This window comes from Comamonas sp. DB36, from assembly GCF_057914905.1.
Genome location: NZ_CP196632.1, coordinates 210,366 through 223,268, shown reverse-complemented (window position 1 = coordinate 223,268; position 12,903 = coordinate 210,366). Strand labels below are relative to the sequence as shown.

Annotated in this window: 13 protein-coding genes; 7 read left to right on the top strand and 6 right to left on the bottom strand. The window is 66.8% G+C overall.

Annotated features, from left to right (window positions below; all coding sequences use genetic code 11):
- Positions 1-95 precede the first annotated feature (95 nt).
- A complete protein-coding gene (locus ACSVDO_RS22045) occupies positions 96-587 on the bottom strand; it encodes a MarR family winged helix-turn-helix transcriptional regulator (RefSeq protein ID WP_489597209.1) in 492 nt (163 codons plus the stop codon).
- A 216-nt stretch (positions 588-803) separates the two neighbouring features.
- Here ACSVDO_RS22045 and ACSVDO_RS22040 point away from each other — a divergent pair, with 216 nt between their 5' ends.
- Entirely contained in the window at positions 804-1,916 is a 1,113-nt protein-coding gene (locus ACSVDO_RS22040; RefSeq protein WP_332547813.1) for an S-(hydroxymethyl)glutathione dehydrogenase/class III alcohol dehydrogenase, read from the top strand.
- Between the two features lie 112 nt (positions 1,917-2,028).
- Here ACSVDO_RS22040 and ACSVDO_RS22035 read toward each other — a convergent pair whose 3' ends face one another.
- Both ACSVDO_RS22035 and ACSVDO_RS22030 read right to left on the bottom strand, forming a co-directional pair.
- Positions 2,029-3,180 carry a mandelate racemase/muconate lactonizing enzyme family protein gene (locus ACSVDO_RS22035; RefSeq protein ID WP_332537209.1) on the bottom strand — a complete coding sequence of 384 codons (1,152 nt, stop codon included), beginning with the start codon at positions 3,178-3,180 and terminating at the stop codon, positions 2,029-2,031.
- Between the two features lie 91 nt (positions 3,181-3,271).
- The gene (locus tag ACSVDO_RS22030; protein ID WP_332537211.1) at positions 3,272-4,270 is read right to left on the bottom strand and encodes a Bug family tripartite tricarboxylate transporter substrate binding protein; all 999 of its coding nucleotides are present in this window, start codon (positions 4,268-4,270) and stop codon (positions 3,272-3,274) included.
- A gap of 157 nt (positions 4,271-4,427) precedes the next feature.
- On the opposite strand from ACSVDO_RS22030, the gene ACSVDO_RS22025 reads away from it, so the two are divergent.
- Positions 4,428-5,369 (top strand): LysR family transcriptional regulator, encoded by a 942-nt coding sequence (locus ACSVDO_RS22025; protein WP_332537213.1) that lies wholly within the window; start codon positions 4,428-4,430, stop codon positions 5,367-5,369.
- A gap of 36 nt (positions 5,370-5,405) precedes the next feature.
- Here the strand turns inward: ACSVDO_RS22025 and ACSVDO_RS22020 are convergent, their stop codons facing one another.
- Complete coding sequence (locus ACSVDO_RS22020; protein WP_332537215.1) at positions 5,406-5,798, bottom strand: DoxX family protein; 393 nt, start codon at positions 5,796-5,798, stop codon at positions 5,406-5,408.
- 17 nt (positions 5,799-5,815) lie between these two features.
- Entirely contained in the window at positions 5,816-6,532 is a 717-nt protein-coding gene (locus tag ACSVDO_RS22015; protein WP_332537217.1) for a GntR family transcriptional regulator, read from the bottom strand.
- A 140-nt stretch (positions 6,533-6,672) separates the two neighbouring features.
- On the opposite strand from ACSVDO_RS22015, the gene ACSVDO_RS22010 reads away from it, so the two are divergent.
- The 5 genes from ACSVDO_RS22010 to ACSVDO_RS21990 are packed head-to-tail and all read left to right on the top strand — an operon-like array spanning position 6,673 to position 10,758.
- Positions 6,673-7,536, top strand: coding sequence for a fumarylacetoacetate hydrolase family protein (locus ACSVDO_RS22010; RefSeq protein WP_489597205.1), 864 nt, complete (start codon positions 6,673-6,675; stop codon positions 7,534-7,536).
- A gap of 42 nt (positions 7,537-7,578) precedes the next feature.
- A complete protein-coding gene (locus ACSVDO_RS22005; RefSeq protein ID WP_489597203.1) occupies positions 7,579-8,550 on the top strand; it encodes a tripartite tricarboxylate transporter substrate binding protein in 972 nt (323 codons plus the stop codon).
- Positions 8,551-8,571: 21 nt separating this feature from the next.
- Positions 8,572-9,150, top strand: a complete 579-nt coding sequence (locus ACSVDO_RS22000; RefSeq protein ID WP_332537223.1) for an amino acid synthesis family protein — start codon at positions 8,572-8,574, stop codon at positions 9,148-9,150.
- Positions 9,137-10,144 (top strand): zinc-dependent alcohol dehydrogenase family protein, encoded by a 1,008-nt coding sequence (locus tag ACSVDO_RS21995; protein WP_489597201.1) that lies wholly within the window; start codon positions 9,137-9,139, stop codon positions 10,142-10,144. Before ACSVDO_RS22000 ends, ACSVDO_RS21995 begins: the two co-directional genes overlap by 14 nt.
- Positions 10,145-10,167: 23 nt before the next feature.
- On the top strand, positions 10,168-10,758 hold the full coding sequence (locus ACSVDO_RS21990) for a VOC family protein (RefSeq protein ID WP_332537225.1): 591 nt from the start codon (positions 10,168-10,170) through the stop codon (positions 10,756-10,758).
- On the opposite strand, the gene ACSVDO_RS21985 is transcribed toward ACSVDO_RS21990, so the two are convergent.
- A complete protein-coding gene (locus tag ACSVDO_RS21985) occupies positions 10,755-12,899 on the bottom strand; it encodes a TonB-dependent siderophore receptor (protein WP_489597199.1) in 2,145 nt (714 codons plus the stop codon). The two genes, ACSVDO_RS21990 and ACSVDO_RS21985, sit on opposite strands and share 4 nt — an antisense overlap.
- Positions 12,900-12,903 lie beyond the last annotated feature (4 nt).

The following is a 12,903-nucleotide window of genomic DNA, read 5'->3' as shown; positions in this document are numbered from 1 at the left end:
GCCTGCGGCCCTTGCCGGGGCGCAGCAAATCATTGAATTCAAAGGATTGGCCGCCAGAACCTGGCCGGCCTGGCATGCGCGCCGGGCCGCGCGACTCAGGTGGCCGTGCCGGCGCCCGTTGGCATGCCGCCGTCTATCATGCGGCGCAGCAGGAAGGCCAGGGCCACGCGTTCTGCGGCGTTGAAGTCGCCATAGGTCAATTCGGTGACCTGCTTGGCATAGGGCACGACTTCGGCGATCAGTTGTTCGCCGTCCTGGGTCAACTGGACCACGAGCTTGCGCTTGTCGGTCTTGTCGGCGGCGATGCGAATCAGCTTGCGCGTCTTGAGACGCTCGATGATGCCGCGCATCGTTCCCTGGTCTATGGCCGTGGCGCGCACGATTTCGTTGACCGAACAGGAGCCGCGCTCATTGACCGCGTGCAGCACGACGAACTGCGTGGCCGTGAGCTTGGAATCGGGAATGATCTCGGAAAAGATGGCCGTGTGGCGCTGGTAGGCACGCCGCAACAGGTGACCGATCTGGGCGGTGAAATCGTAGTCGAGCGGGGTTGCGCTGGATGCGCCATCGGAGCCGGGTTCAGTCATCGGTGAAGTGATCCATTCGCGTAACTGCAAAAGTATAGTCGGGCCCCTGGCCGGGCTGAAAGGGCATTTGGCGCGATCGCCCCCGTTTCTGCGCGCCAACCGACCGCTGCAGATGGGAAAATGCGCAATCCGGACCCCGGGGCGCGAAGCCGCGCCCCGCCCCGCGCTGTTCAACCAACCCGTCATCCTTCAGGAAGACAACCAAGGAACCACACCATGAAATCACGCGCCGCCGTCGCCTTTGCCGCGGGTCAACCATTGCAGATCGTCGAGATCGACGTCGAGCCGCCGCGCAAGGGCGAAGTCCTGGTGCGCATCACCCACACGGGCGTGTGCCACACCGACGCGTTCACTTTGTCGGGCGATGACCCCGAAGGCATCTTCCCCGCAGTGCTGGGCCATGAAGGCGCGGGCATCGTCGTCGAAGTCGGCGAAGGCGTGACCAGCGTCAAGCCCGGCGACCATGTGATCCCGCTGTACACCGCCGAGTGCAAGGAATGCCTGTTCTGCAAGTCGGGCAAGACCAACCTGTGCGTGGCCGTGCGCGCCACCCAGGGCAAGGGCCTGATGCCCGACGGCACGACGCGCTTCTCGTACGAAGGCAAGCCCATCTACCACTACATGGGCTGCTCGACGTTCAGCGAGTACACCGTGGTCGCCGAAGTCTCGCTGGCCAAGATCAACCCCGATGCCAACCCCGAGCAGGTCTGCCTGCTGGGCTGCGGCGTGACCACGGGCCTGGGCGCGGTGAAGAACACCGCCAAGGTCCAGCCCGGCGACAGCGTAGCGGTGTTCGGCCTCGGCGGCATAGGCCTGGCCGTGCTGCAGGGCGCAAAGCTGGCCCAGGCCGGGCGCATCATCGCCATCGACACCAACCCCTCGAAGTTCGAACTGGCGCGCACTTTCGGCGCGACCGACTGCGTCAACCCCAAGGACTTCGACAAGCCGATCCAGCAGGTCATCGTTGAAATGACGGGCTGGGGCGTGGACCACTCGTTCGAGTGCATAGGCAACGTCAACGTGATGCGCGCGGCGCTGGAATGCGCGCACCGCGGCTGGGGCCAGTCGGTGATCATCGGCGTGGCCGGCGCGGGCCAGGAAATCTCCACCCGCCCCTTCCAGCTGGTCACCGGCCGGCGCTGGCTGGGCACGGCCTTCGGCGGCGTCAAGGGCCGTTCCGAACTGCCGGGCATGGTCGAGGAAGCGATGCGCGGCGACATCCAGCTCGAGCCTTTCGTCACCCACACCATGCCGCTGACCGAGATCAATGCAGCCTTCGATCTGATGCATGAAGGCAAGTCCATCCGTTCGGTGGTGAACTACGCCTAAAAAGCCCTAGCGGCTTGGCTGAAACCGCCCGCGGCGCTGGTCGCGCGGGCGGTTTTTTTGCGGCGGAAAGCGGCGCAGCATGCTCCCGGCCGCATATCCTGCGGGCCGGCACTCAGTCGATGCGATAGCGCTCTATGACCTCGGGCCGCAGGCGCACGCCCAAGCCGGGCTCCTGCGGCACCCGCATGTAGCCGTTCTCGATCTCGGGGAAGCCGTCGGGCAGCTCCCACAGCAAGGGGTCGCGCTTGCGGTTGGCGAAGATCTCCACGAACAGCCCGTGCGGGTTGGCGGCCAGCAGGTGTATCGCCACCTGCGGTTCTTCGTGGTGCGCCATCTCCACGTTCATCAGTCGCGCCATGTCGGCCACGCGCTGCCATTCGGTGACCCCGCCGCACAGCGTGCAATCGAGGTTGAGGATAGACACTCCGCCTTTGATGATCAGGTCACGGCAGGCGCGGCCGCTGATCTCGCCCTGGCCCACGTTGATGGGAATCGTGGTCTTGTGCGCCAGCAGCATCAGGCCGTCGGTCTGGTCATACCACTTCACCGGCTCTTCCATCCAGCGCACGCCCAGGTCGGCGCGCTCCATGGCGACGCAGAATTTCACCGCATCCAGCGGATCCCAGCCCTGGTTGGCGTCCACGGTGATCACAAAATCCGCGCCTCCCGCCTTGCGCGCCGCGCGCACGCGCTCCAGGTCTTGCTCCAAGCTCGCGCGGCCGACCTTCATCTTGATGCCCATGCAACCCGCCGCGCGCACCATGTCCACCTCTTCGGCGATGGCCTCCAGAGGGTCCTGGCCGTTCTTGGGGTAATAGCCACCAATGGAAATCACCGGCACGCGCTCGCGCACCCCGCCGAGCAGCTTGTAGACTGGCGTTCCGTAGAGCTTGCCACGTGCGTCCCACATGGCGTTGTCCACGCAACTGATGGCCTGCATGATGATGCCACGGGGGTGCATGTCCAGCTGGTGCAGGCCGCGATTGCCAAGGTCCAGAGGCAGCGTGAACATCGCGTCCCACAGGCGCTGGAAGTCGCGCACGTCCTGGCCGACCAGCAGCGGCACGAATTGTTCGCGCACTACTTGCACGATCTGCTTTTGCGTGTGGACCTCGTCGCCTCCATAGGTCTCCCCGACCATGCCGTTGTCCAAGTAGACTCGCGTCACAATGGTGGGCCGGGCCGTGACCTGGTAGGTTCCGCCGGTGAACACTTCGCTCAGCGCCATGTCCAGGGGAATGGCCTCGATGTGCTTGATCTTCATGCTGGGATACTTTCTTTCAAGGTTTCGGGCGCAGATGGCCGGCCCGGTCGGCCAGGCAACCGCTGCGCGATGACGAAGGGAAAAGACAGGCTCAGGGCTGGACCGCGATATTGGCCTCGCGGATCACACGCTCCCATTTCTTCTGCTCGCTCATGGTGAACTCGCGCAAGGGCGCGGGCCCCACGCGGTCGTTCGGCAGCACGTCTATGCCCTGTTTGCGCAGCGCGTCGGTGAACGCGTTGTCTGCCAGGGCCTTCATATAGGCCACGCGCATGGTCTCGATCACCACGGGCGCAGTGCCGGCAGGGGCATACAAGCCGTACCAGGTCGAGGCCAGAAAGCCCGGCAGATCGGTATCGGCCAATGTGGGAACACCGGGAAACTGCGGCATGGGCGACTGCGAGGTCAGCGCCAGCGCCGTGAGCCGGCCGCCTTGAATCTGCGGCAGTGAGACATTGGTCTGGTCCAGCATGGCGTCAATCTGGCCGCCCACCAGATCGGTCATGGCCGGCCCCGTGCCCTTGTAAGGAACAAAAGTGAATTTCACCTTGGCCGTGGCGGCCAGGTGCTCGGCTGCCAGGTGCGACGACGAGCCCACACCCGCCGTGCCGAAGGTCAGCTCGCCAGGCCGCTTGCGCGCTTCCTGCAGCAGATCATTGACGGTTTTGAAGCGAGCGCCGTTCTTCACCAGCAGCACCATGGGTGTGTCCGGAAAGCGGAAGATGGGAACGAAGTCTTTCATCGGGTCGTACTTGAGCCCCTTGAACAGGTACGGCGCAGCGGCCATCGTGCCTATGTGGCCCACGAAGAGCGTGTATCCGTCGGCCTTGGAGCGTGCCGCGCGCAGCGCGCCCACGGTGCCACCCGCGCCCGCGGGGTTGTCCACGATGATGGGCTGGGACAGCTCAGCCGATACCCGCTGGGCCACGGTGCGCGCAATCGCGTCCGTGGGGCCTCCGACGGCAAACGGCACCAGCCAGGTGACGGGCCGCTGGGGGTAGGACTCCTGGGCTACCGCGCCTTGCAGGGTGCCCGCAAGCGCCACGGCGCCCAACACGAACCGGCATGCGGTGCGAAAAAGTGGTCTCATTTTTGTCTCCTGTTAGGTTGATTCGGCTTCGCTGTGACAGGCGCCGATATGCCTCTTTTGTGCGCCGTTTCTGCCGTTTTCGTGGAAGCTGAAGGCATCATATCCATGACGATTCAATTTAGAATCACGCCATTTGTCACTTCATGGTCCACGAATCGTGTCTGATACCCCCAACCTTTCCGATCTGCGCCTGTTCGTGGAAGTCGTACGCCAGGGCAACTTCGTGCGTACCGCGACCGAGCTGGGCATGTCGCCCTCCTATGTCAGCAAGCGCATAGGCTTGCTGGAGCAAGACTTGGGAGTACGCCTGTTGCACCGCACCTCGCGCCGGGTGAGCACCACGGCCCAGGGCGAGAAAACCTACGAATGGGCGCGCAGCATCCTGGATGGCGTGCGCCAGATGCAGGAAGCGCTGGCGCAAGACACGGCAGAACCACAGGGCCGCCTGCGCGTCAGTTCCAGCTTCCGCCTGGGCCGCAATCATGTGGCTCCGGCCATCTCGCTGCTGGCCAAGCGCTATCCGCAGCTGGAGGTGTCGCTGACCGTGCTCGACCGCCCGGTCGATCTGCTGAGCGAAGGCCTGGACCTGGACATCCGCATTGGTGAAGTGCCGGAGCCGCATTTGATCGCCCACCGCATCGCCCAGAGCCACCGCATCCTGTGTGCGGCGCCGTCGTACATCGAGCGCCACGGCGCACCCACGCAGCTGGCCGAACTGGCGCAGCACTCGTGCCTGGTGTTCCGCGAGCGTGACCAGCCTTTTGGCACCTGGCGGCTGACCGGGCCGAAGGGGCTGGAGTCGGCAAAGGTCACGGGAGCGCTGTCATCCAACAACAACGACATCATTCGCCAGTGGGCGCTGGACGGACACGGCATCGTGCGGCTGGCCGAATGGGATTGCAGCAAAAGCCTGCGCGAAGGCGAGCTGGTGCACGTGCTGCCGGCCTACCGCTGGCCCGCCGACATCTGGGCAGTCACTACCGGACGCCTGTCGGAATCGGCCAAGCTAGGTGTCTGCGTACGCTTTCTGCAGGAGCAGCTGACCTCGGGCCCCTACGCGCTGTGGCCCGCTCAGCAGCAAGGCGTCAATGACGCCTGATCTAGGCTCGCACGGACAGCTGCGCAGCAGCCGTGCCTAACGGTCGCGCGGCGCGGTGCTCCACAGGATCAGCCACAGCAATGCAACCTGCAGCGGCAGGCGCGCCACCAGCAGCCAGTAAGGCACGGCCGGAAAATCGGCGGCGTTCTGCAGCATCACGATGTTGGCCGGCGTCACGGCCAGGGTCAGCAGCGCCAGGCCCCAACCCGCGCTGCGGCGCAAAGGCCGCCAGAGAATGCCGATCGCGCCCAGCAGTTCCAGCACGCCGGTGACCAGCACCGCCTCTCGCGGCCAGGGAATCCAGGCGGGAACAATGCGCATCTCGGCCTCGGTGGCGACGAAATGGGCGATGCCGCCAAGAAAGAACCAGAGGAAGACAAAGCCCAGAGCGGCTTTTCGGCCCGGGCCCGGCGGCGCGGCGGCATGCATTGCGGCGCTTCCTGGCGCTACTGCAGCGTGCCGGGCGCCATGGAAATCAGCGCTTCGACCACATTGCGCTCGGTGCCGCTGATGTGCTGGCGCAGCAGACCGAGCGCGGTGTCGGCGTCGCGCTGCAGCACGGCATTCATCAACTGCTGGTGTTCGGCGTTCTTGGAACGCTTGATCTTGCGGTGGCGCGCCGAGAACTGGCGGTAGCGCTCGGCGTTGTCGAACAGCACACCCACCAGATTGTTCAGCATGGGCGAGGTGCCGCCGCCGTAGAGCGCCAGGTGGAATTCGCGGTGCCGGCCCGACCAGGATTCGTCCAGTACAGGCGCCTGGTCGCCCAGGCGTTTCTCGACCAGCGCCAGCCCATGGGCCGCGGCCACCACGCCCGCCTCCCAGGCGTCGTCGCCATGGACCATGGCGTCGCGCAGCGCTTCGCACTCGACCAGCAGCCGCACCCGCGTCAGGTCGGCAATGCCGGCGACCGACAGCGGCGCCACATGAAAGCCGCGGTTCTCGAAGGCCTGCACCAGCCCCTGCTCGGCCAGGCGGCTGAGCGCCTCGCGCAGCGGGCTGCTGCTGATCTCGAACTGCCGGCTCAGCTCCTCCACGCGCAGCCGCTGGCCCGGCGCGAAGTCGCAGCGGACTATGGACTGGCGCAGGCGGCGGTAGGCCTGCTCGGCAAGCGGGACGGCGGCTTCGGCCGCATCGGTGGGGGGTGTGGGCAGGCGTGGCATCTCGGGCTCGATTATAGGAAAAGCGCGGCCAAAGTCTACGTAAGGGTTAGTTCTATGCTTTATCTTAGTTTTTATGCATAAAGTTCATTTTCATGCGGAGTCAGAAAGATTCTGCTTTTTCAAAGTCCAAGGAAAACCTCATGAAACTCCTGTCCTACCTGCACGCCGGCCGCGAAACCTGGGGCGTCGTCATCGGCGACGGCGTCGCAAGTCTTGCCGAGCGCAGCGGCTGCGCGACCCTCGCCGACTTCGTCGGCAGCACGCGCTTTGCCGAGCGTGATGCGCTGGTTGCCGGCCTCGCGGCCGAAGCCCGGCTCGCCGACATCACCTTCCTGCCGCCCATTCCCAAGCCCGAGAAGATCGTCTGCGCGGTGCGCAACTACATGGACCACCACCAGGAAGTGCTGGCCGCGGGAATGCAGCGCGAACTGTCCGAGCAGCCGCCGATCTTTCTGCGCGTGTGGCGCTCGCAGACCCCGCATCTGGGCCCCATCGTGCGCCCCCATGTTTCGGACTCGCTGGACTGGGAAGGCGAGCTGGCGGTGATCATCGGCACGGGCGGGCGCGACATCGCCGAGGTCGATGCCTGGAAGCATGTGGCCGGCTACAGCGCCTACAACGACGCCAGCGTGCGCGAGTGGCAGTTCCACGCCAAGCAGATCGCCTCGGGCAAGAACTTCGAGTCCACGGGCGGCTTCGGCCCCTGGATGGTCACGGCCGACGAGATCGCGCCGGGCCGCGTGCTCAAGCTCGAGACCCGCCTGAACGGCAAGGTCGTGCAGTCCAGCGACACCAGCCACCTGATCTTCTCCATTCCCACGCTGATTGCCTACGCTTCGACGATCTTCACGCTGGCGCCGGGCGATGTGATTGCCACCGGCACGCCCGCGGGCGTGGGCTGGAGCAAGAAGCCGCCGCAGTTCATGCAGGCCGGCGACACGGTGGAAGTCGAGATCGAAGGCATTGGCACGCTGGTCAATCCGGTCGTCGCCCAGTCACGCTGAAAGCGCACGCAGTTGCGGCACGGCGTCCAAGGAGACAAGAACATGCACACCAGAAGACTGATGCTGAACCTGCTGTCCGCCAGCGCCGCGGCCTGCGCCCTGCCGGCGCTGGCCCAGGACTGGCCCGACCGTCCGCTGAAGATCTACCAGGGCTTTGCGCCGGGCGGCAACGCCGATGCCATCGCGCGCGCGCTGGGCGTGGAAATCGGCAAGTCGCTGGGCAAGCCGGTGGTCGTCGAGGCCCAGACCGGCGCTGGCGGCACGATTGCCGCGACGAACGTGGCGCGCGCCAGGCCCGACGGCTACACGCTGCTGCTGGCCACGGGCGGCCATGCGGTCGCGGGCGCGCTGTACAACCACCTGCCCTATAAGACGGTCGCCGATTTCGAGATGATCAGCACCGTCACCTTCTTTCCCTTTCTGATCGTGGTCAACGCGAACAGCAAGTTCAACAGCCTGCGCGAACTGCTGGCGGCGGCGCCCAGCCATCCCGGCGGCCTGCCCTACGGCACGGCGGGCGTGGGCTCGACCCACCACCTGGCCGGGGAACTGCTGGCCAAGACCGCCAAGGTACCGCTGCTGCACGTGCCCTACCGCGGCGACGCGGGCTCGCTCACGGCGCTGCTGTCGGGCGATGTGCAGTTCATCGTCGTTCCGCCCACGGCCGCCATGCCCAATATCCTGGCCGGCAAGATACGCGCGCTGGCCACCAGCGGCGGCGCACGCTGGCCGCGCCTGCCCCAGGTGCCCACGGTCGCCGAGCAGGGCGTGGCGGGGTATGACGTCAGCTCCTGGGCCGGCCTGATGGCGCCGGCCGGCACGCCGCGCGCCGTGGTCGAGCGGCTGCAGGCCGAAACCCTGCGCGCGCTGCAGGTGCCGGCCGTGCGCCAGCGCCTCGAGGACATGGGCGGCGAGGCGCGCGCCAGCACGCCCGAGGAAATGAAAGCCCTGGTCACCCGGGAATTGGAGCGCTGGACGCAGGTCGTCACAGAGGCCAAGATTCCCAAGCAATAGTCCATTCCAACGAGACACACCATGTCATTGATCGCCATACGCAAACGCAGCCTCAACATCGAGACCATCTACCACGAAGGCGGCCCGCCGGCCGACAAGCCGCTGCGCGTTGCCGCGGCCTGCGCCGTGATACGCAACCCCTATGCCGGGCGCTACGAACCCGACCTGCTGCCCTTCATGGCCGAGCTGCGCGGCCTGGGCACGCTGCTGGCCGAGGAACTGGTCGCCACATTGGGCCGGGACAATGTCGAGGCCTACAGCAAGGCCGCCATCGTCGGCGTCAACGGCGAACTCGAACATGGCGCGGTCTGGCACGAAGCCGGCGGCTGGGCAATGCGCGCCGTGCTGGGCGAGCCCAAGGCCATGGTGCCCGCGGCCAAGGCCGTGGCCCAGACCGGCTACCGGCTGATGGTGCCGCTGCACTACATCCACGCGTCGTACGTGCGCAGCCACTACAACAGCGCCGAAGTCGGCATCCAGGACGCGCCGCGCCCCGATGAAATCCTGTTTGCGCTGGTGATGGCCGATGGCGGGCGCATCCATTCGCGCCTGGGCGGCCTGACCAAGGACAATGTGGCGGTGCACGATGGCCAGCGCTGACACCATGAAGGCCGTGCGCCTGCAGGCCCCGGGCGGGCCTGAAGTGCTCGAATGGCTGGACCTGCCGCTGCCGCTGCCCGGCCCGGGTGAAGTGCGCGTGCGCGCGCATGCCATTGGCGCGGGCGGTCCCGACGTGCTGATACGCAACGGCAGCTACAAATGGATGCCGCCCCTGCCGGCCATTCCGGGCAACGAGATGGCCGGGGTGGTCGATGCCGTGGGCGCGGGCGTGACGCTGCTGTCGCCGGGCCAGCGCGTGCTGGTCAGCGCGCGCGAACTGCGCCAGCGCGGCGGCTGCTACGCCGAGGCGATCTGCGTGCCGCAGGACGCGCCTTTCGCGCTGCCCGACAGCCTGGCATTTGACGATGCCGTGAGCCTGGGCAACTTCCAGCTCGCGCTGGCGCTGCTGGCGAGCAACGGCAATCTGCCGGCGCGCGCCATTTTGCTGCCCGGCGCCGCGGGCGGCGTGGCCACGGCCGTGGCCCAGGTGGCGCGCGCGCGCGGACTGCAGGTGATTGGCACGGCTTCGACGCCGGCCAAGCGCGATTTCGCGCTCGCCAACGGCGTGAGCGAGCTGGTCGATGGCGATCCCGCGGGCCTGCCCGAACGCGTGTTTGCCGCGACCGGCGGGCGCGGCGTCGATCTGGCCTTCGACCATATCGGCGGCGCGCTGTTCATCGCCTGCCTGCGCAGCCTCGCGCCCGGCGGCATGGCGGTGTCGTACAACATTCTGGGCGGCGCGCCCGCAGGCGATGTGTTCGATGAGATGCGCAAGCTGCTGGCGCGCAGCCTGGCGATACGCACCTTCTCCATCCACGCCATCGACGCCGACCGGCCACTGCGCCGCGGCCTGATGGAGCAGGCGATCGCACTGATGGCCGGCGGCGCAGTGCGCGCGCCGGCCGCGACGCGCCTGCCGCTGTCCCAGGCGCGGCGCGCACACGAGCTGCTAGACAGCGGCGCCTCGCTGGGCAAGCTGGTCCTGCATCCTTGAGCAACCTATACGAAGAGCGCGCCATGACCGCCATTTATGCACCCAATCTGTCGCACTGCGGCATCTTCTGCCGCGACGTCGAAGCCTTGAAGGCGTTCTACTGCGGCACCTTCGACATGCAGGAAACCGACCGCGGCGTGGGCGGAACCTTCCGCTACACGCTGGTGTTTCTCAGCGGCCGCGACGACCAGCACCACCAGCTGGTGCTGGCCTCGGGCCGCGGCGCCGATGCGCCCAGCACCGTGATGCAGCTGTCGTTCAAGGTGCTGGACCTGGAGCAGCTGCGCGAAGCGCGCCGGCGCGCGCTTGAAATGGGCGCGACCGGAATGCGCGGCCTCAACCACGGCAATGCCATGTCGCTCTACTGCCAGGACCCCGAAGGCAATACCGTGGAGATCTACCTGGACACGCCCTGGTATGTGAGCCAGCCGCACGGCGACCCGCTGGACCTGGACCAGGACGATGCGACGCTGTGGGCCGAGACCGAGCGCATCGTGCGCACCGATCCCAGCTACATGCTGGCCAGCGACTGGGCCGCGCAGTTCACGCAACGCCGGCTGGCGCAGCGCGGCCCGGACGCGGGGCCGGCAGCTGCCGCGCCGACCCGGCCCTAGAACTTGCCCCGCAGCGTCAGCATGGCATTGCGCGGCAGGCCTTGCATATTGCCCGAGAACACCGTGCCCACGGTCTGGTAGTAGCGCTTGTCGAGCACGTTGTTCACGTTGAGCCCCAGGCTCCAGTTGGGATCTATGCGGTATTGCAGCAGCAGATCCCAGATGGCATGGCCGGGCTGGGTGAAGTCATAGGGCTGGGAGGCGCCGTTCGCGCCGGTCACCGTGCCCGAGACAAACTGCGCGCTCTGCACGCGGGCGCTGCCGCCCAGGCGCCAGCGCGACCACTCGCCGGGCAGCGTGTAGGCCGTCGACAGCTTGAGCAGGTGGCGCGGCGTGATGCTGCTGAAGACCTTGTTCTCGGTCTTGTCGCGGGTCTCGTTGAAGGTATAGCCGGCGGCGACCTGCCAGCCCGCTGCCAGCTGGCCGCCGACTTCCACGTCAAAGCCCTGGCTCGTGACCTTGCCCTGGGGCAGATAGCAGCAGGCCGCGCCCCAGAGGCTGGGGGTGGCGGTGTAGCGCGGGTCGAGCACGGCGGTGCCGGTGCGCTCGACGTTGAAGACGCTGAAGGTGGCGTTGAGCTTGCCGTCCATGAGCTCGCCCTTGACGCCGGCCTCGTAGCTGCGGCCCTTGATGGGCGCCAGCGGCGCGCCCGGCAGCGGGCCCGACATCATCAGCGCCTGCGGCTTGAAGATGGAGGAATAGCTGGCATAGGCCGACCATTGCGCGTTCAGGTCGTAGATGACGCCGCCATAGGGCGTGACCTTGGAACTTTCCTCGAAGGATTTCGCCGAGCGCGGCGCGGTGCTGCCCGCTGCGTCCAGCAGGTTGGAGATGGTCTGCGTGAACTCGTAGCGGCTCAGGCGTGCGCCCGCAATCACGTGCAGCCTGTCGGTCGGGTTCAGGCGCAGCACGCCATAGCCGCCGACCTGCTCCTGGCCCCAGGGCGCGTAGCGCTCGCTCAGATTGAGGTTGTAGCGGCCGAATTGCGGCGTCCAGGGCTGGGGGTCAAACACATTGCCGCCCACCTGGGCGCTGTCGGCAAAGCTCAGGTTCTGCCAATGGCTGCGCACGCGCTGCCAGTCCAGGCCCAGCAGCAGTTCGTGGCGCCGGCCCAGCGCCGAGAACGGGCCGCCGAGATTGAGGTCCACGCTGTCCTGGGTGTTCGACGAGTCCAGCAGGCCGCCGCGCCACAGCGGGCCCGTCAGCGTCTGCGGATTGACCGGGCCCGAGAGACTGCTCCACAGCCGGTTCTGGTCGGTCTGGGCATGGGTGGCGTTGAGCTTGAGCTGCCAGTGGTTGTCGAAGCGGTGCGCGAGCTGGGCAAACACTTCCTGGTTCTTGTAGTGAAAGTACGACCAGTCGTTGGAGAACACGGTCCTGCCGGAAAGGCCCAGGTCGCGGCCGTCGGCAAAGCGCGGCAGGCCGCCGTAGTCGCCGGTCTGCTTCACCTTGCCGTACGACGCGCCCACGGTGAGCAGGGTCTCGGGCGTGAGATCGGCTTCGAGCACGCCATACAGCGAGGGCTTCTCCAGGCTCACGTGGTCGAAGTACGAGTTGCCGTCCTGGTAGGCCAGCACCGCGCGCCCGCGCACGCTGCGCTCGGCATTGAGCGGGCCGGTCACATCCAGCTCCGTGCGGCGCTGGTCCCAGCTGCCGGCCGACAGCGAGACATCGACCTGGCGCTGGGCCAGCGGCTTCTTGCGCACCAGATTGATGATGCCGCCCGGGTCGCCCACGCCGCCCAGCAGGCCCGAGGCGCCGCGCATCACTTCGACGCGGTCATAGAACGCCATTTCCTGCTGCGGCTGATAGGTGTAGGCGCCCAGCGCCAGCGGCGCGCCGCCGTCGACCTGCATGCTCGTGACCTGGAAGCCGCGCGAGAAATAGCGGCCCGAATTGTCGGCCACGATCACGCCGGGCGTGAGCGCCAGCGCCTGCTCGACATCGACGACCTTCTTGTCGTCCATCAGCTGGCGCGTGATCACCGAGACCGACTGCGGAATCTCGCGGAACGACTGGTCCGATTTGGAGGCGATGCTGGTGATCTGGTTGGTGTACGAGCCCGTGCCTTCGGTCGTGCCGCTGGCTTCGCGCCGGGCCTGCAATGTTTCCGCAGGAAAGGGCGACAGGCCCGACGACATGAAT